Raw genomic sequence first — 17,161 nt, 5'->3', positions numbered from 1 at the left:
CTCCCGCCAAGCCATCCCGACCTCCTCTGCCACAAAGGCAAAGCTGTCACGGATGTCTCCGAACATCTGTCAACTATGTATCAGGGCTGTACACTCGACCCGAGGATCCACTCCTCGCGCGGCTCTGGATCCTCGGGTCAAGCCCGAGGATGACGTCGAGTGCTGGAAAAGCGTCTCATCTGTCCAAGGGCGCGGCCAAAGCCGCGCCCTCCGCTTATCCCAAACGGATCAAATCAAGCCGCCCGCGAAACCTCGCGCCCGGCGCCCTGTCCAAGTTCGAAACGCGAAAGCAGCGAGCGCAGCTGGCGGCTTTCCTCGGCGAGCGTCTGGCTGGCCGCCGTCGTTTCTTCCACCATGGCGGCATTCTGCTGTGTCATCTGGTCCATGTGGTTGACGGAGGTGTTGATCTCCTGCAGGCCGGTCGCCTGCTCGCGCGCGGCCGTGGCGATGGAGTTGACGTGGCCGTCGACGCGGTTGACCAGCGCCACGATCTCATCCAGCGCATCGCCCGTCGAGCGCACGAGTGCGACACCGCCGCCGACCTCTTCCGCCGAACGATTGATGAGGGTCTTGATTTCCTTGGCCGCATTGGCGGAACGTTGCGCCAGTTCGCGAACCTCCTGCGCCACCACCGCAAAACCACGCCCGGCCTCGCCCGCACGCGCCGCTTCCACACCGGCATTCAGCGCCAGAAGATTGGTCTGGAAAGCGATTTCATCGATGACCGAGATGATCTGGCCGATGCGTTTCGAAGATTCCTCGATACGACCCATGGCTTCGACGGCATTGCGGACGATCTCGCCCGAGCGGCCGGCGCTGGTTTTCGTGTCCTGCACCATCTGCCGGGCTTCGTTGGCACGCTCGGAAGCGGTGCGCACCGTGGCGGTAATCTCGTCCAGCGCGGCCGCCGTCTCCTCCAGAGCCGCCGCCTGCTGTTCGGTGCGGCGGGAAAGATTGCCGGTCGCGCCGCTGATGTCGGAGGCGCTGTCATTGACCACATGGCCGGTTCTGGCAATCGCCTCGATCGCACCGTGCAGCGCACCGACGGCACGGTTGAAGTCCATGCGCAGCTTCTCGTAATCCGCGCCAATATCTCTGAGTGAAATGGTCAGATCGCCATTGGCAAGCGCTTCAAGCGCATTGCCCAGTTGCTCCATGGCATGCGCCTGCCGCTCGGATGCGGAGCGCAGAACCATCTCGTTACCGTGCCGCTCCGCCTCCAGCGCCCGCTGCTGATCCGCCTCGCGGGCCTGCAGCGCGCTGCGCTCATTGACGCTGTCGCGCAATACCAGCAGCGTCTTGGCAATCGCGCCGATTTCATTGCGCCGGTCGGCGAACTGGATATCCGCCGCGCCGTCCCCATCGGCGATCCGCCGCATGCTTTGGCGGATAAGGTCGATCGGCCGCGTTACGCTGCGCACGACGGCTGCAGCCACGCCGACAACCAGAAGGCCTGCGGCGATGCACAGACCGCCAGTAAAATAAACGTCGCGCCAGAACACCGCTTCAAGATCGTCAACATAAACACCGGTGCCGACAATCCAGCCCCAGGGGGCGAAACCGGCGACATGGGAAAATTTCTCGACCGGCTCCGGCGCACCGGGCTTCGGCCAGTAATAATCGACAAAGCCCTTGCCGCTTGCCTTGACCGTGTTCACGAACTCGACGAACAGCGCCTTGCCGTTCGGGTCCTTGTTGGCGGTAAGGTCCGTGCCGTTCATTTCCGGCTTGATCGGATGCATCACCATTTTGGGATGCATGTCGTTGATCCAGAAATAGCCGCTGCCATTGCCGTAGCGCATGGCCGCAATGGTCGTCTTGGCCTGCTGTTGCGCCGCCTCCCGCGTCAGGCTTCCGCCCTGCTCCAGCCGGTAATATTGATCGAGAATGGCAACAGCGGTTTCGTTCATTGCCGCAAGCCCGGCTTTCCGTTCGCGCTCCATTTCATGGTAGCTTTCAAACAGGCTGAATGTCAGGGCCGCGGCCAGTATTGCCAGAAACAATGCGACCAGCGCATAAAGGCGCATAGATATTGTTACGTTTTTCATGTTCCCCCTCAACGTCGCTGATGCACTTCGACCAGCCGATGTTAAAGGCAAAAAATTTATTATTATTAAATACACATATTATACGTTGGTATTATTCTTATATGCCCGTCCTTCATGGCGACACCATTCCGGACAGGCACAACAACCATGAATTTTCAAACCGGCCGGTGGCATTTAAAGACACCGTTAACCGTGTGGCTCCTATCCTCTTTGACCGAAATACTTTACAGGGAGGCGCGCGATGGCCCGGCCGAATTTCCGCTATACGCATTATGACCTGAAGGAATTGCGGGCAGGCACGGTCATTGAAATATCCCTGTCGGCCGTCAACAATGTCCGGCTGATGACGGGCGCGAATTTCCAGCGTTTCACCGAATTGCTGGATTTCAAATATCTCGGCGGCGTCGCGAAAAAATCGCCGATCCGCATCGCCATTCCCGAAACATTGCACTGGCATCTGGTGATCGATGCCGAAGGCCATAGCGGTCTCGCCGAATCCTCGGTCAAGATGCTGCCCGCGCAGCCGCAGGCGGCACCCCATCGCAAGGCATCCTGATTTCCTTTAAAAACAGCGAGTTATCGCGGTTTCGCGACTCTTTTTGCCAGCACCCTGAATCTTTTTCTCAAGATCGGCCGCAATACGGTTTTCGGATCAAGCCGCCTAAAACCTAGCGCGATCCCCGCTCGCGACGCAGCTTCGCCCACCAGTCCAGACGCTTGCGGATTTCCCTTTCGAAACCCCGGTCTGGCGGATCGTAAAAGGTCGTGCGCCCCATTTTTTCGGGGAAATAATCCTGCCCGGAAAAGGCGTCCGGCTCGTCATGATCGTAACGGTAACCATCGCCATAACCCTCGCCCTTCATGAGCTTGGTCGGCGCATTCAGAATATGTTTCGGCGGCACCAGCGAGCCGTTTTCCTTGGCCGCCCGCATCGCCGACTTGAAGGCGGTATAGAGGGCGTTCGATTTCGGCGCAGTGGCGAGATAAACGCAGGCCTGCGCCAGCGCCAGCTCGCCCTCCGGCGAACCGAGATAATCATAGGCATCCTTGGCGGCGTTGCAGACCGCCAGCGCCTGTGGGTCGGCAAGGCCGATATCCTCCACCGCCATGCGCACCAGCCGCCGCCCGAGATAAAGCGGGTCTTCACCGGCATCGAACATGCGGGCAAGATAATAAAGTGCGGCATCCGGGTCCGAACCGCGCACGGACTTATGCAGCGCGGAAATGAGATTGTAGTGGCCGTCCTGGCTCTTGTCGTAAACCGGGGCGCGGCGCTGCACGATACGCGTCAGCCCTTCGGTATCGAAGGTCTCGTCTTTCCGCGCCGCGCGCCAGACCTCTTCGGCAAGGGTCAGCACGGCACGGCCATCGCCATCGGCCATGCGGATCAGGCTCGCCCGCGCCTCTTCCGTCAGCGGCAGGGGCTTGCCCTCCGCCTCTTCGGCGCGCTTCAGAAGCTCGCTCAGGCTTTCCTCGTCATGCGAGCGGAATGTCAACACACGCGCCCGCGACAACAGAGCGGCATTGAGCTCGAAGGACGGGTTTTCGGTAGTGGCGCCCACCAGAATAATGGTGCCATCCTCCATGACAGGCAGGAAGCTGTCCTGCTGGGCGCGGTTGAAGCGATGAATCTCGTCTACGAAAAGCAGCGTCTGCCGGCCATTCATCCGCCTTGTGCGCGCCGCTTCAAAAACCTTCTTGAGATCGGCGACACCGGAAAAGATCGCCGAGATCTGTTCGAAGGCAAGCCCCGCCTCGCCGGAAAGCAGGCGGGCAACCGTTGTCTTGCCGGTGCCGGGCGGCCCCCAGAAGATCATGGATCCCAGTGAGCCGCTGTCGATCATGCGGCGCAGAACGCCCTCCTCGCCCGTCAGATGCGGCTGCCCGCTCACCTCCGCCAGCGTTTTCGGACGCAGGCGATCGGCGAGAGGCCGCCGGTTGGCGACCTCCACGGGCACTTGCGGGGCGAAGAGATCGTCGCTCATCGCAGGAACTGCCGGATGCGCTGCCCGTCACGCAGGATTTCCACCCGCCAGAAGCCGGGATTATCGTCCAGCGCCTTCTCGACCGCAGCCGTCGAGCCGATATCCTCACCATTCAGCGACAGGATCACGTCCTTCGGCTGGAAACCGACACGATAGGCCGGGGAACCGCGCTTCACATCGGTGATGACAACGCCCGTCACCTGCGAGGGCATGCGCAATTCATCGGCAAGCTTGGGTGAAAGATTGGCGACAGTCGCGCCGGCGAAGGGGTTGCGGCCCTCGATCAGGCGTTCATCGCGCGGTGCGGTCTCCGGCGCCGTATCGAGCGCGATGGTCAGCTTCTCCTCTTTACCCTTGTCCATGACAGTCAGTTCGGCGGATTTGCCGATGCCGGCGGTCGTCAGGCGATAACCCAGCGCATCCGGATGTTCCACCTCAAAACCATTGACGGCGGTAACGACCTGTCCGGGCTCGATGCCCGCCTTTTCGGCCGGCCCTCCCTTGACAACGCTGACGACAAGCGCGCCACGGGCGCGGTGCAGGCCAAGCGCTTCGGCGACATCCGAAGTCACGGGATCGAAAGTCGCGCCGATATAGGGCCGCTGGAAGTTCGCGTCACCGCGCTCGGCGGCAGCCACGAAAACCCGGACCAGATTGGCCGGAATGGCGAAACCGATACCATTCGAGCCGCCGCCCTTGGAAAAGATAGCCGTATTGATACCGATCAGCTCACCCGCCATGTTCATCAGCGCGCCGCCGGAATTACCGGGATTGATGGAGGCGTCGGTCTGGATAAAGAAGCCGAAATCACCCTTTGTCACCTGGTTGCGCGCCAGACCCGAGACGATGCCGCTCGTCACCGTCTGGCCGACACCGAAGGGGTTGCCGATGGCCAGCACCAGATCGCCCACTTCAATCGCATCGGAATTGCCGAGCGACAGCACCGGGAACTGCTCCTTCGCATCGATCTGCAGAATGGCGAGATCGACGCGGTCATCTTTCAGCAACACCTTGGAGGAGAACTCGCGCCCATCCGCCAGCGCCACCTTGATGTCGTCAGCACCGTCGATGACGTGATTGTTGGTCACCACGAGGCCGCCGGCGGTCACGATCACGCCGGAGCCGAGCGACGACTGCTTTTCCGTGCGGTTCGGCATCTGCTGGCCGAAGAACTGCTCGAAGAAAGGATCACCGGCAAAGGGCGACAGACGCCGCTGCACGACGCGCTCGGCATAGACATTCACCACCGCGCCTGCGGTGCGCTTGACCAGCGGCGCGAAGGAAAGCTGCATTTCCGTGTGGCTCGACGGCACGGTCCTGTTATCCTGCGCGGCAGCACCCACGGGCAGGAGAATGAGTGCGGCGAGAAAGCCGGTGGACAGATACTTCAACACGCTTCGCATGTGATTCCTCATCGTCATCAGTATGATGGAGTTATAACGCCAAAGCCTGTAAAGCAAAGAGCGGCAAGATGATGGCCGTCCTTTTCCAGGCATGGATACGCTGGCGCCATTGGAACCAACAGCGCCCCTTTTCGGTTTCACCGGCATCTGACTTTCCGTTAAAAGAGACGACCCATGCATCTGAAACCGATCCTCCTTGCCTGCGGCATCCTCCTCGCCCCCTCTTTTGTTTCGCTGGCCAGTGCGGCGAGCTTCGATTGCGCAAAGACCGATCTGGCCGCGGATGAAAAGACCATCTGCGACAACCGCGCGCTGAACGATCAGGATGTGAAGATGGCCACCACCTTCGACATCCTTACCCAGTTGATGGCCATGGGCGCACGCGACACGCTGCGCGACGAGCAGAGCCAGTGGCTGAAGAAACGCCAGGAATGTGCAGCGGATGTTGCCTGCCTTACCAGTGCCTACGAGGAACGCATGAAACGTCTCGGAGAGGCGTTCCAGAGTATCAATCGGCCGCTCTGACCTCCTCACACCGCGCGGATGATATTCTCCATAAGGCCATGCAGCTGGTCGCGATAACCGGTTCGGGCGGAAGGTGCGTCCTCGCGAGAGGTCATCACGACCGATAGCCGTCTGGCGGGCACGATATAGAGCATCTGTCCGCCATAGCCCCAGGCATAATAAACCGTCTCACCCGCCATCTCCTTGATGAACCAGCAATAGCCATAGCCGTCGCCGTTAAAGACGGAATTTGTTCGCTGCCGCCATGACTCGTCGATCCAGCCCTGCGAAATCAACCGCTCACCGCCGGGTGTCACGCCACCCAGGCGGTAAAGCTCTCCGAAGGCCAGCAAAGACCGCGCCGTCATCGCCATCTGGTTACCGCCGAGATAGATGCCCTGCGGATCGCGCTCCCAGCCGCCGATGGAAAATCCTTCGAGCGGACGGAACCAGTCGCGCGCAAGCGACAGCGTCGAACGGCCCGAAGCTTTTGTCAGGATCGCCGAAAGCAGATGCGTGGAACCGGTAGAATAAAGCATGCCGCCGCCCGGCTCCCCGGCAAAGCCGGAACCCAGCGCCATTCTCACCCAGTTGCGGCTGGCGACCCAGCGGCCGTAATTCGGCCCGGACATGCGCTCAAGGCCAGACTGCATGGAAAGCAGATTGCCGACAGTGATCCGTTCCAGCCTGGGATCGGGCTTTTGCGGAAAATCGCCGCGCAGAACGGTCGCAATCGGCTGGTCGGCGCCTTCGAGAATCTTGCGATCGATGGCCATGCCGACGAGCGCCGAAATGATCGATTTAGACGCCGACTTGATATTGGTGGAGCCGTTCAAACTGGCGCCGTGATAGGCCCGGCTCGCGACCTCCCCACCATCGATGCTGATGATGACGGCCTTGAGGCTGGAAAACGCATCCGCATCCCTCAGCAACGGATCGAAACGGATGCCATTGCCCGAGCTTTGCGCGTCGGCAAGCCGGGCAAAAGGCAGGGAAGCGATGACGGCGAGTGCGGTTCGTCTTTTCATGATGCTGAAGTTAGGCATCGCGCCACGTTGGAAAAGGTCTGGTGACCGAACATCACTCCAATGTGACTGCTAGGATGGCGAGCAAGTAGTTGAAGGCGTGCGAATTTATGAATGGAAAACAGCATGTTGCCCGCGTTTGGGGAATCATCCTCTGAGGCAATTGAATCTGTTTCTGAACCGCGAAGCTACAGCCACCGAAATGACAGCAAAAAGCCGCCCGAAAGAGCGGCTGATTGGGACGACAAATCCGCCCCCGCCTCAACGTCATCCTCGGGCTTGACCCGAGGATCCCATGACGTTAGCGGCCTGTGGATTCTCGCCTCAAGGGCGAGGATGACTTCGCCCTCCACCGGAAACCGTCTGAACGACAGCTTACTCCGGCAGAATCCGCACAGCACCCTTGTCAGCGCTTGACGCAAAGGCGGCATAGGCCTTCAGCGCCGTCGTGACATTGCGCTTGCGCGGTGCTTCCGGCTTCCAGCCCTTTTCTTCCTGCTCGGCCCGGCGCGAAGCCAGTTCCGCATCGGTGACCTTCAGGTTGATGGTGCGGTTCGGAATGTCGATCTCGATCAGGTCGCCCTGGCGCACGAGGCCGATGGCACCGCCCTGCGCCGCTTCCGGCGAGGCGTGGCCGATGGAAAGACCCGAGGTACCACCCGAAAAACGGCCATCGGTGATCAGCGCGCAGGCTTTGCCGAGGCCCTTGGATTTCAGATAGCTGGTCGGATAGAGCATTTCCTGCATGCCCGGCCCGCCCTTCGGCCCTTCATAACGGATGACGACGACGTCACCGGCTTTGACCTCGTTGCCGAGAATGCCCTTCACGGCTGCATCCTGGCTTTCATAGACCACTGCCGAACCATTGAATTTCAGGATGGATTCATCGACACCCGCCGTCTTCACGATGCAGCCGTCGAGCGCGATGTTGCCGTAAAGCACGGCGAGACCGCCATCCTTGGAGAAAGGCTTTTCAACCGAGCGGATGACGCCGTTTTCGCCGTCCGTATCGAGATCGTCCCAGCGCGAGGACTGGCTGAAGGCCACCTGCGTCGGCACGCCGCCAGGAGCCGCCTTGAAGAACTGACGCACCGTCTCGCTGTTGGTACGGGTGATGTCCCAGCGGTCGATGGCGTCGCCCAGCGTCGCCTCGTGAACGGTATAGGTATCGCGATTGATGAGCCCACCGCGTTCCAGCTCGCCGAGAATACGCATGATGCCGCCGGCGCGGTGAACGTCCTCCATGTGCACGTCCTGCTTGGCAGGCGCAACCTTGGAAAGGCAGGGAACCTTGCGGGAAAGACGGTCGATGTCTTCCATGCCGAAATCGACGCCGCCCTCATGCGCCGCCGCCAGAATATGCAGCACCGTATTGGTGGAGCCGCCCATGGCGATATCCAGCGACATGGCGTTTTCGAACGCCGCCTTGTTGGCGATGGTGCGCGGCAGGACGGTTTCGTCCTCCTGCTCGTAATAACGGCGCGCCAGATCGACGATCAGATGGCCGGCCTCGACAAAGAGACGCTTGCGATCGGAATGGGTGGCGAGCGTCGAACCGTTGCCGGGCAGCGAGAGACCCAGCGCCTCGGTCAGACAGTTCATCGAATTGGCGGTGAACATGCCGGAACAGGAACCGCAGGTCGGGCAGGCCGAACGCTCGATGACCTTGACGTCCTCGTCGGAGACCTTGTCGTCGGCGGCAGCCACCATGGCGTCCACCAGATCGAGCGCGACCGTCTTGCCATGCAGGACGACCTTGCCGGCCTCCATCGGGCCGCCGGACACGAAGACGGCGGGGATGTTGAGGCGCATCGCCGCATTCAGCATGCCGGGGGTGATCTTGTCGCAGTTGGAAATGCAAACCATCGCATCGGCGCAATGGGCATTGACCATATATTCCACCGAATCCGCGATGATCTCGCGCGACGGCAGCGAATAGAGCATACCGTCATGGCCCATGGCGATACCGTCATCGACCGCGATGGTGTTGAATTCCTTGGCGACACCGCCGGCCGCTTCGATTTCGCGGGCAACCAGCTGGCCGAGATCCTTCAGATGCACATGGCCCGGCACGAACTGGGTGAAGGAATTGACCACCGCGATGATCGGCTTGCCGAAATCGCTGTCCTTCATGCCGGTGGCGCGCCAAAGGCCGCGCGCGCCCGCCATGTTGCGGCCGTGGGTTGTCGTTCTGGAGCGATAGGCTGGCATGGTGTTTTCCTCAATCTCTTGGGCGAAGACGCGTCTTCCGCAGCGCGGTCAAAACGGCCTTTCGCCCTATTTTGCGGTTTTTCTAGCGCAAACCGCAAGCCCTGTCACTGTCACCTTGCGGCAAAACAGTACGGTTCGGTACGGTACGCCCCTCTTCGGCTCCGCTGAAAAAGGACATGCCATCACAAATGCGCGATTTCCACCTGTTCAGCACTGTTTTTCCTGAGAGCGCTGAAACATATCTGTGCAGCGACCGTATTGGCTATCATAATCGATTTATCGCCGATGCACCCGGCTTTTGTGGAGGTTTTTATGCCCGCCTATCGTCCGCCCCATATCGCGTCGTCAGAGATAACGCCCAAATCCTTTTATCTGTCCCGACGCGGCTTTCTCGGAACGGCGGCAGGTCTTGCTGCCATAGGGCTGGCCGGGCGCGAGGCCATTGCCGCGCCGCTTTCCGCAAAACCCGGCGCCTATAAGCTGGATGAGAAGCTCACCCCGCTCGACGCTGTTACCAGCTATAATAATTTCTACGAATTCGGCGTCGGCAAATCCGACCCGAAGGAAAATTCCGGCAAGTTCAAGCCGGCCCCCTGGACGGTGAAGGTGGATGGCCTCGTTTCCAAACCACAGGAATTCGGCATTGAAGAGCTGATGAAATATCCACTGGAGGAGCGCACTTATCGTATGCGCTGCGTCGAAGGCTGGTCGATGGTCATTCCGTGGATCGGTTTCCCGCTCGCCAGCCTTCTCGACAAGGTGGAGCCGCTGGGCAGCGCGAAATACGTTTCCTTCGAGACCGTCGTGCGGCCCGACGAAATGCCCGGCCAAAGCGGCTTGTTCCAGCCTCTGTCCTGGCCTTATGTCGAGGGCCTGCGTCTTGATGAAGCGCGCCATCCGCTCACCATTCTCGCCGTCGGGCTCTATGGCGAGACCCTGCCGAACCAGAACGGCGCACCGATCCGCCTTGTCGTCCCGTGGAAATACGGTTTCAAGGGCATCAAATCCATCGTCCGCATTTCGCTCACCGAGAAACAACCGGAAACGACCTGGAAAAATTCCAACGCCCGCGAATATGGCTTCTACTCCAACGTCAATCCGCATGTGGATCATCCGCGCTGGAGCCAGGCGACGGAACAGCGCATCGGCGAAGGCGGCTTTTTCGGCACGCAGAACCGCCCCACCCTGATGTTCAACGGTTATGACGACGTCGCGAGTCTTTATGCGGGCATGGACCTGAAGGCGAATTATTGACCATGGCTTTTGCCCTGCCCCTTCCCTCGCTGCCGAAGCGTTACCAGCCGGCGGCCATCTGGTCGCTGTATGTGATCGGCCTCTGTCCGGGCCTCTGGTATTTCTACCTCGCCGCAACCGGCAGCCTCGGCTTCAACCCGGTCAAGGATTTCGAGCACCTGCTCGGCATCTGGGCGTTGCGCTTTCTCTGCCTCGGCCTGCTGGTGACACCGCTGCGCGATCTCTTCAACATCAATCTCATCGCCTATCGCCGGGCGCTGGGCCTGATCGCCTTTTATTATGTGCTCGCCCATTTCACCGTCTATCTGGTGCTGGATCGCGGCCTGATGCTCGGCTCCATCGCCAGCGATATTCTGAAGCGCCCCTATATCATGTTCGGCATGGCGGGGCTGATCATGCTGATCCCGCTGGCGCTTACCTCCAACCGCTGGTCCATCCGCAAACTTGGCAGCCGCTGGAACACGCTGCATAAACTCGTTTATCTCGTGCTCATCGTCGGCGTGCTGCATTTCGTGCTGGCGCGGAAGTCGATCACGCTGGAACCGGTGTTTTATATCAGCACGATGGTGGTGTTGCTGGGCTATAGGCTGGTGCGGCCGTCGATTATGGCGCGGAAGCGAGGCGCTCGGGCTGCCGACAGGTCTCTATCTGGTAAACGCCAGATGTGACAGCGGCCCGAGACGCATGGGGCTCTACCCCCCTCTGCCCTGCCGGGCATCTCCCCCTCAAGGGGGGAGATCGACATGCGGCAAGGTCGCGCCCATCTCGACGTTGGCGAATGAAGTGGTGATTGCACTGCTTGCCGATCTCCCCCCTTGAGGGGGAGATGCCCGGCAGGGCAGAGGGGGGTAAAGCCCCACGTACCTTCGGCCCGCTATGAATGAATGATCAATGTCCTGAAAGCTCACATTTCGCCATTCCGGCCTTTTGCATCGTTTACTGCAGCAGAACGCATCTCAAGACAAAGACCATCACAAACACAAAAAAACCGGGTGATCTCTCACCCGGCTTTTTAACTAGTGACGCCTGAACGGCGTCAGAGCTTATGCAGCTTCGGCAGCAGCAGCTTCAGCGGCAACGCGTGCCTTGTCGGCTGCGCCCTTGGCATCAACGTCGCGCTCGACGAATTCGATGACGGCGAGAGCGGCATTGTCGCCCTGGCGGTAGCCGGCCTTCATGATACGCAGGTAGCCGCCATTGCGGGTTGCGTAACGCGAAGCGATCGCGTCGAACAGCTTGCGAACGGCGTCCTGATCCTTGATCTGCGAAATCGCCTGACGACGAGCGTGCAGGTCGCCGCGCTTGCCGAGGGTGACGAGCTTCTCAACGATCGGGCGAATTTCCTTCGCCTTCGGAAGCGTGGTGACGATCTGCTCATGGGTGATGAGCGAAGCAGCCATGTTGGCAAACATTGCCTTGCGGTGGCTGGCGGTTCTATTGAGCTTGCGGCCTGAATTACCGTGGCGCATTGCTATTCTCCTTCTACGCAGGTTCCTTCTCTAAGGCCTGCCGTTTCCTGGCACATGCAGATGACTTATCTGCTGTTTGACGGGGAAAGGCAGTCTTTAAGGTCTGCCTTCTTGTTTGTTAGTATTGGTCTTCGTAACGCTTTGCGAGATCTTCGATGTTCTCAGGCGGCCATGCCGGCACTTCCATGCCGAGGTGCAGACCCATGGAAGCGAGAACTTCCTTGATTTCGTTCAGCGACTTGCGACCAAAGTTCGGCGTGCGGAGCATTTCGGCTTCGGTCTTCTGGATCAGGTCGCCGATATAAACGATGTTGTCGTTCTTCAGGCAGTTTGCCGAACGAACGGACAGCTCGAGCTCGTCGACCTTCTTGAGAAGCGCCGGGTTGAACGCGAGTTCGGTAACCGATTCTTCTTCTGCTTCCTTCTGCGGCTCGTCGAAGTTGACGAAGACGCCCAGCTGGTCCTGAAGAATGCGAGCGGCGAAGGCAACGGCGTCTTCGCCGGAAACCGAACCGTTGGTCTCGATCGTCATGATCAGCTTGTCATAGTCGAGAACCTGGCCTTCACGGGTGTTTTCCACCTTGTAGGACACTTTCTTGACCGGAGAATAGAGGCTGTCCACCGGAATGAGGCCGATCGGGGCATCTTCCGCGCGGTTGCGCTCAGCCGGTACGTAACCCTTGCCGTTGTTGACGGTGAATTCCATGCGGATTTCAGCGCCATCGTCGAGCGTGCAGATCACGTGGTCGGGGTTCAGGATCTCGATGTCGCCAACCGTCTGGATGTCACCAGCGGTCACGGCACCCGGGCCCTGCTTGCGCACGACCATGCGCTTGGAATCGTCGCCATCCATCTTGATGGCGATTTCCTTGATGTTGAGCACGATATCCGTCACATCTTCCCGAACGCCGGGGATGGAGGAGAATTCGTGCAGGACACCGTCGATCTGCACGGCCGTTACAGCGGCACCACGCAGAGAAGACAACAGAACGCGACGCAGCGCGTTGCCGAGGGTAAGACCGAAACCACGCTCCAGCGGCTCGGCAACCAGCGTTGCCTTGGTGCGGCTGGACGAGGTGAACTCGACCTTGTTCGGCTTGATAAGTTCCTGCCAGTTCTTCTGAATCATCTTTAAACCTTCCGTTCGCCGCCACCATCCAATCGTGACGGACCGAGCATGAAAACACCGAGAGGAACCTAATTCAGTGGTTCATCAGTGGGTTCTTGAGCGCAAGTCCGCCGATCGAAATCGACGCGCACACGCCAGATACACGAAAATTCCGCCAGACCTGAGGTAAGGCGGAATTTCCGAACCACGGTCGCGTCAGACGCGGCGCTTCTTGCGCGGACGGCAACCATTGTGCGGGATCGGCGTCACGTCGCGAATGGAAGTGATCATGAAACCGGCAGCCTGCAGAGCGCGAAGTGCCGATTCACGGCCGGAACCCGGACCGCAAACTTCAACTTCAAGCGACTTCATGCCGTGTTCCTGAGCCTTCTTCGCGCAATCTTCAGCAGCGATCTGGGCAGCGAACGGGGTCGACTTGCGCGAACCCTTGAAGCCCTTGGCACCAGCGGACGACCAGGCAATAGCATTGCCCTGTGCGTCGGTGATGGTGATCATCGTGTTGTTGAAGGTCGAGTTGACGTGCGCGACGCCCGACGTGATGTTTTTACGTTCGCGACGGCGAATACGTGCGGCTTCCTTGGCCATTTTATACCTTTCATTGATCTCTTCACCGCCGTAACACCAGCGGCTACACCGGCGATCAGCCCCATCGGAGCCTCACGCCAAACTCAGAAAGGCTGGCGCGGACTGCACCAGCCTCCCCTTTCCGGAGAACCGGAAAATTACTTCTTCTTACCAGCGATAGCCTTCGCCGGACCCTTGCGGGTGCGGGCGTTGGTGTGCGTGCGCTGACCGCGGACCGGAAGGCCACGACGGTGACGCAGGCCGCGGTAGCAACCGAGGTCCATCAGACGCTTGATGTTCATCGAGGTCTCACGACGCAGGTCACCTTCGACCTGGTAGTCGCGGTCGATGGCTTCGCGGATCTGAAGAACTTCAGCATCCGTCAGCTGATGAACGCGCTTGTCAGCCGGAAGACCGACCTTGTCCATGATTTCCTGCGCGAATTTCGGACCAATCCCGTGAATGTAGGTCAGCGCAATAACAACGCGCTTCGCAGTCGGGATGTTGACGCCAGCGATACGTGCCACGTCTTTTCTCCTTGGTTCCAGTTGCCATCCGGCAAGTGGTGATTCCATTTGAGCGGCCGACAAGACCGCCAGTTCAAATTGGTGTCCGTGACAAGTCAAAACGACCGAACCCGGATCTCCCTTCCCTAAGGGAAATCCGCGCCAGTCGCTTGGGATGTCGCGAGTTGGCGCGGTGTTTAACGGAATCAGCGCAAAAAAGCAACCGGCTCCGCCAAGATTCTTTTACGATCCAAAGGATCAGCCGCCCTTCGAAAAAGGAACATGGGCAAGAACGCAACAGTCCTCACCCATCCATTCCCTCGATCAGGCAGAGGCTTTCTCGAGAACGCGCTCGATGGCCTCGGTGACGGCATCGACATCGGCCATGCCATCCAGCGTCACCAGCTCGCCCTGTTCGCTGTAATAGGCGGACAGCGGCGCGGTCTTTTCGCGATATTCCGTCAGGCGCTTGCGGAAGGCTTCCGGATTGTCATCCGAGCGAACCGTGCCGCCGGCGGCAATGGTTTCAGCCACGCGGTTTTCGATTCGGCGAATCAGCGCCTCTTCGTCCACCTTCAGTTCGATGACGGCATCGAGGACCAGATTCTTCTTCCGCATGTTGTCGGCAAGCGCCTTGGCCTGCGGAACGGTGCGCGGATAGCCGTCGAGAATAAAGCCCTTGGCACAGTCAGCAGCTTCGATGCGTTCGGAAACGATCTGATTGACGATATCGTCGGAAACGAGCCCGCCGGCATCCATGACGGCCTTGGCGCGCTTGCCGATTTCGGTGCCCGCGCTGACCGCAGCGCGCAGCATGTCACCGGTGGAAAGCTGCGGGATCCCGTATTTGTCAGTCAGCCGCTTGGCCTGGGTTCCCTTGCCCGCACCCGGCGGACCCAAAAATATCAGTCTCATCGTCCCCTCTTTCCTCCACGCAACTTCGACTTCTTGATCAGACCTTCATACTGCTGGGCGATCAGGTGACCCTGAATCTGCGCAACCGTATCCAGAGTTACACTGACAACGATCAAAAGCGAAGTACCACCAAGGGCTAATGGAATGCCCGTACGTGCGATAAGTGTCTCAGGAAGGATACAGACGAAGACCAGATAAATCGCGCCGACCACGGTGATGCGGGTCAGGACGTAATCGATGTACTCCGCAGTGCGCTCACCCGGACGGATACCCGGAATGAAGCCGCCATGCTTCTTGAGATTGTCGGCCGTATCCTTCGGATTGAAGACGATAGCCGTGTAGAAGAAGGCGAAGAACGCGATCAGCAGGCCGTAGAGCGCCATGAACAGCGGCTGGCCGTGCTGCAGCGACGCGATGATCGAGGTCGCCCATGTCGGCAGGTTGGTGTTACCGGCAAAACCCGCAGCCGTTGCCGGCAGAAGCAGAAGCGACGATGCGAAGATCGCGGGAATGACGCCGGCCGTGTTGAGCTTCAGCGGCAGATGCGAGGTATCGCCCTGGAACATCCGGTTGCCGACCTGTCGCTTCGGATATTGGATCAACAGGCGCCGCTGGGCGCGCTCCACAAAGACGATGAGGGCAATGACGCCGATAGCGACCACGACGACCGTCAGGATGAGCGGGGTCGAAAGCGCACCGGTACGTCCGAGTTCCAGCGTGCCGGCAAGAGCCTTGGGCAGGCCTGCGGCGATGCCCGCGAAGATGATCAGCGAAATACCGTTGCCGATACCGCGCGAGGTGATCTGCTCGCCGAGCCACATCAGGAACATCGTGCCGCCGAGCAGCGTGATGACGGTGGAAATGCGGAAGAACCAGCCCGGATCGACCACGAGGCCGTTGCCGCTTTCAAGGCCGACCGCAATGCCATAGGCCTGCAGCGTGCCGAGCAGCACCGTGCCGTAGCGGGTGTACTGGTTGATGATCTTGCGGCCGGCTTCGCCTTCCTTCTTCAACGCTTCGAGCGAGGGCACGACCGAGGTCATGAGCTGCACGATGATCGAAGCGGAGATGTAAGGCATGATGCCGAGGGCGAAGATCGCCATGCGCTCGACAGCGCCACCCGCAAACATGTTGAAAAGACCGAGAATACCGTTGGCCTGGCCACGGAAGGCCTGCGCATAGGCTTCGGGGTTCAGGCCCGGAAGCGGAATATGGGTGCCGAGACGGTAGACGAGAAGTGCGGCAAGAGTAAACCAGAGACGCTTTTTCAGATCCTCCGCCTTAGCGAAGGTCGAAAAATTCAGGTTCGAAGCCAGTTGTTCCGCTGCTGAAGCCATAAATTTCTCCGAATGACCCTTGCCAGCCAGCAACACCGGCCAATGCGGAAAGGTCTAAAAGATACTGGTCAAAACCGGGCTTCGGACGAACGCGGCTCTTGGCCGCCATCATGCCTCACCCTGTTTTTTATGTCCTATCCCCTCCCCTACGGAAGTTCAAGAACTGTGAGGCTCTCCCTGCAGCACTTTCTGCCGCAAGCGGGGCCGTGAAAGCACACCGCGAAGAGATTGCCCTGATGCCTCTATAAATCGATTTAGATCGAAAGCACCAGTGGCCAGGGAGCGCAAACGCCCGGAGCGACGATGCCCCGGGCGTCTGAAGTCTATATATTACTCGGCGGCTTCTGCTGCAACTGCGAGAAGCTTGATCGAGCCGCCAGCCTTTTCGATCTTTTCGATTGCGGGCTTGGAAGCGCCGGCAACTTCGAAAGCTACCTTGGCCTTCAGCTCGCCGTCGGCGAGAATGCGTACGCCGTCCTTGGCGCGGCGGATAACGCCGGCAGCCTTGAGAGCAGCAGCATCGATCGTTGCGGAAGCGTCAAGCTTCTTGGCGTCGATGGCGGTCTGAATGCGGCCGAGCGATACGACAACATATTCGGAAGCGAAGATGTTGTTGAAACCGCGCTTCGGCAGACGACGGTAGATGGGCATCTGACCGCCTTCGAAGCCGTTGATGGCGACGCCGGAACGAGCCTTCTGACCCTTCACACCGCGACCACCGGTCTTGCCCTTGCCGGAACCGATACCGCGACCTACGCGGATACGATCCTTGGAGGCGCCTTCGTTGTCTCTGATTTCATTGAGTTTCATG

At 59.6% G+C, this 17,161-nt stretch carries 17 protein-coding genes; 4 read left to right on the top strand and 13 right to left on the bottom strand.

What is annotated here, in order from left to right:
- Positions 1 to 233: 233 nt before the first annotated feature.
- The gene (locus ACIQUH_RS07570) at positions 234 to 2,048 is read right to left on the bottom strand and encodes a methyl-accepting chemotaxis protein (protein ID WP_400813442.1); all 1,815 of its coding nucleotides are present in this window, start codon (positions 2,046 to 2,048) and stop codon (positions 234 to 236) included.
- A gap of 241 nt (positions 2,049 to 2,289) precedes the next feature.
- Here ACIQUH_RS07570 and ACIQUH_RS07565 point away from each other — a divergent pair, with 241 nt between their 5' ends.
- Complete coding sequence (locus ACIQUH_RS07565; protein ID WP_400813440.1) at positions 2,290 to 2,604, top strand: DUF1883 domain-containing protein; 315 nt, start codon at positions 2,290 to 2,292, stop codon at positions 2,602 to 2,604.
- Between the two features lie 112 nt (positions 2,605 to 2,716).
- Here the strand turns inward: ACIQUH_RS07565 and ACIQUH_RS07560 are convergent, their stop codons facing one another.
- Together ACIQUH_RS07560 and ACIQUH_RS07555 are read right to left on the bottom strand one after the other, a co-directional pair.
- Positions 2,717 to 4,033, bottom strand: a complete 1,317-nt coding sequence (locus ACIQUH_RS07560; protein ID WP_400813439.1) for a replication-associated recombination protein A — start codon at positions 4,031 to 4,033, stop codon at positions 2,717 to 2,719.
- Positions 4,030 to 5,436: a DegQ family serine endoprotease gene (locus ACIQUH_RS07555; RefSeq protein WP_400813438.1), complete on the bottom strand. Its 1,407-nt coding sequence runs from the start codon at positions 5,434 to 5,436 to the stop codon at positions 4,030 to 4,032. Before ACIQUH_RS07555 ends, ACIQUH_RS07560 begins: the two co-directional genes overlap by 4 nt.
- A 174-nt stretch (positions 5,437 to 5,610) precedes the next feature.
- On the opposite strand from ACIQUH_RS07555, the gene ACIQUH_RS07550 reads away from it, so the two are divergent.
- Complete coding sequence (locus tag ACIQUH_RS07550; protein ID WP_400813437.1) at positions 5,611 to 5,961, top strand: lysozyme inhibitor LprI family protein; 351 nt, start codon at positions 5,611 to 5,613, stop codon at positions 5,959 to 5,961.
- A 5-nt stretch (positions 5,962 to 5,966) separates the two neighbouring features.
- Here the strand turns inward: ACIQUH_RS07550 and ACIQUH_RS07545 are convergent, their stop codons facing one another.
- The gene (locus ACIQUH_RS07545) at positions 5,967 to 6,968 is read right to left on the bottom strand and encodes a serine hydrolase domain-containing protein (RefSeq protein ID WP_400813436.1); all 1,002 of its coding nucleotides are present in this window, start codon (positions 6,966 to 6,968) and stop codon (positions 5,967 to 5,969) included.
- 372 nt (positions 6,969 to 7,340) lie between these two features.
- A complete protein-coding gene (gene ilvD / locus ACIQUH_RS07540; RefSeq protein WP_400813435.1) occupies positions 7,341 to 9,176 on the bottom strand; it encodes a dihydroxy-acid dehydratase in 1,836 nt (611 codons plus the stop codon).
- 312 nt (positions 9,177 to 9,488) lie between these two features.
- Between ilvD and msrP the strand changes: the two genes are divergently transcribed.
- Together msrP and msrQ are read left to right on the top strand one after the other, a co-directional pair.
- A complete protein-coding gene (gene msrP / locus ACIQUH_RS07535; RefSeq protein WP_400813434.1) occupies positions 9,489 to 10,430 on the top strand; it encodes a protein-methionine-sulfoxide reductase catalytic subunit MsrP in 942 nt (313 codons plus the stop codon).
- 2 nt (positions 10,431 to 10,432) lie between these two features.
- The gene (msrQ, locus tag ACIQUH_RS07530; protein ID WP_400813432.1) at positions 10,433 to 11,098 is read left to right on the top strand and encodes a protein-methionine-sulfoxide reductase heme-binding subunit MsrQ; all 666 of its coding nucleotides are present in this window, start codon (positions 10,433 to 10,435) and stop codon (positions 11,096 to 11,098) included.
- A 375-nt stretch (positions 11,099 to 11,473) separates the two neighbouring features.
- On the opposite strand, the gene rplQ is transcribed toward msrQ, so the two are convergent.
- The 8 genes from rplQ to rplO form a co-directional block, all read right to left on the bottom strand.
- On the bottom strand, positions 11,474 to 11,899 hold the full coding sequence (rplQ, locus tag ACIQUH_RS07525; protein WP_400813431.1) for a 50S ribosomal protein L17: 426 nt from the start codon (positions 11,897 to 11,899) through the stop codon (positions 11,474 to 11,476).
- A 118-nt stretch (positions 11,900 to 12,017) separates the two neighbouring features.
- Positions 12,018 to 13,028 carry a DNA-directed RNA polymerase subunit alpha gene (locus tag ACIQUH_RS07520; protein ID WP_003495228.1) on the bottom strand — a complete coding sequence of 337 codons (1,011 nt, stop codon included), beginning with the start codon at positions 13,026 to 13,028 and terminating at the stop codon, positions 12,018 to 12,020.
- A gap of 195 nt (positions 13,029 to 13,223) precedes the next feature.
- On the bottom strand, positions 13,224 to 13,613 hold the full coding sequence (gene rpsK, locus ACIQUH_RS07515; protein ID WP_003521013.1) for a 30S ribosomal protein S11: 390 nt from the start codon (positions 13,611 to 13,613) through the stop codon (positions 13,224 to 13,226).
- A 137-nt stretch (positions 13,614 to 13,750) separates the two neighbouring features.
- Positions 13,751 to 14,119 (bottom strand): 30S ribosomal protein S13, encoded by a 369-nt coding sequence (gene rpsM, locus ACIQUH_RS07510; protein ID WP_003516122.1) that lies wholly within the window; start codon positions 14,117 to 14,119, stop codon positions 13,751 to 13,753.
- 303 nt (positions 14,120 to 14,422) lie between these two features.
- Positions 14,423 to 15,013: an adenylate kinase gene (locus ACIQUH_RS07505; RefSeq protein ID WP_269340890.1), complete on the bottom strand. Its 591-nt coding sequence runs from the start codon at positions 15,011 to 15,013 to the stop codon at positions 14,423 to 14,425.
- Complete coding sequence (gene secY, locus ACIQUH_RS07500; RefSeq protein ID WP_004442582.1) at positions 15,010 to 16,350, bottom strand: preprotein translocase subunit SecY; 1,341 nt, start codon at positions 16,348 to 16,350, stop codon at positions 15,010 to 15,012. The genes ACIQUH_RS07505 and secY overlap by 4 nt, the downstream gene beginning before the upstream one ends.
- Positions 16,295 to 16,462, bottom strand: coding sequence for a hypothetical protein (locus ACIQUH_RS07495; protein WP_400813428.1), 168 nt, complete (start codon positions 16,460 to 16,462; stop codon positions 16,295 to 16,297). The genes secY and ACIQUH_RS07495 overlap by 56 nt, the downstream gene beginning before the upstream one ends.
- A 218-nt stretch (positions 16,463 to 16,680) precedes the next feature.
- Positions 16,681 to 17,160, bottom strand: a complete 480-nt coding sequence (gene rplO, locus ACIQUH_RS07490; RefSeq protein ID WP_003521009.1) for a 50S ribosomal protein L15 — start codon at positions 17,158 to 17,160, stop codon at positions 16,681 to 16,683.
- Position 17,161: the final 1 nt, after the last annotated feature.

Origin of the sequence: Agrobacterium sp. NPDC090283, from assembly GCF_044769685.1 — a bacterium.
GTDB lineage: Bacteria > Pseudomonadota > Alphaproteobacteria > Rhizobiales > Rhizobiaceae > Agrobacterium.
Note: the sequence above shows the minus strand (reverse complement) of the source record. Positions and strands in the feature narration are given on the sequence as shown.

What these genes read in the sequence shown, in the direction of transcription:
- ACIQUH_RS07550 (WP_400813437.1), top strand. Translation starts at nt 5,611, where the DNA reads ATGCATCTGAAACCGATCCTCCTTGCCTGCGGCATCCTCCTCGCCCCC.
- ACIQUH_RS07520 (WP_003495228.1), bottom strand. Translation starts at nt 13,028, where the DNA reads ATGATTCAGAAGAACTGGCAGGAACTTATCAAGCCGAACAAGGTCGAG.
- msrP (WP_400813434.1), top strand. Translation starts at nt 9,489, where the DNA reads ATGCCCGCCTATCGTCCGCCCCATATCGCGTCGTCAGAGATAACGCCC.
- rplO (WP_003521009.1), bottom strand. Translation starts at nt 17,160, where the DNA reads ATGAAACTCAATGAAATCAGAGACAACGAAGGCGCCTCCAAGGATCGT.
- ACIQUH_RS07495 (WP_400813428.1), bottom strand. Translation starts at nt 16,462, where the DNA reads ATGATGGCGGCCAAGAGCCGCGTTCGTCCGAAGCCCGGTTTTGACCAG.
- ilvD (WP_400813435.1), bottom strand. Translation starts at nt 9,176, where the DNA reads ATGCCAGCCTATCGCTCCAGAACGACAACCCACGGCCGCAACATGGCG.
- ACIQUH_RS07505 (WP_269340890.1), bottom strand. Translation starts at nt 15,013, where the DNA reads ATGAGACTGATATTTTTGGGTCCGCCGGGTGCGGGCAAGGGAACCCAG.
- msrQ (WP_400813432.1), top strand. Translation starts at nt 10,433, where the DNA reads ATGGCTTTTGCCCTGCCCCTTCCCTCGCTGCCGAAGCGTTACCAGCCG.
- ACIQUH_RS07560 (WP_400813439.1), bottom strand. Translation starts at nt 4,033, where the DNA reads ATGAGCGACGATCTCTTCGCCCCGCAAGTGCCCGTGGAGGTCGCCAAC.
- ACIQUH_RS07545 (WP_400813436.1), bottom strand. Translation starts at nt 6,968, where the DNA reads ATGAAAAGACGAACCGCACTCGCCGTCATCGCTTCCCTGCCTTTTGCC.
- ACIQUH_RS07565 (WP_400813440.1), top strand. Translation starts at nt 2,290, where the DNA reads ATGGCCCGGCCGAATTTCCGCTATACGCATTATGACCTGAAGGAATTG.
- ACIQUH_RS07570 (WP_400813442.1), bottom strand. Translation starts at nt 2,048, where the DNA reads ATGAAAAACGTAACAATATCTATGCGCCTTTATGCGCTGGTCGCATTG.
- secY (WP_004442582.1), bottom strand. Translation starts at nt 16,350, where the DNA reads ATGGCTTCAGCAGCGGAACAACTGGCTTCGAACCTGAATTTTTCGACC.
- rpsK (WP_003521013.1), bottom strand. Translation starts at nt 13,613, where the DNA reads ATGGCCAAGGAAGCCGCACGTATTCGCCGTCGCGAACGTAAAAACATC.
- ACIQUH_RS07555 (WP_400813438.1), bottom strand. Translation starts at nt 5,436, where the DNA reads ATGCGAAGCGTGTTGAAGTATCTGTCCACCGGCTTTCTCGCCGCACTC.
- rplQ (WP_400813431.1), bottom strand. Translation starts at nt 11,899, where the DNA reads ATGCGCCACGGTAATTCAGGCCGCAAGCTCAATAGAACCGCCAGCCAC.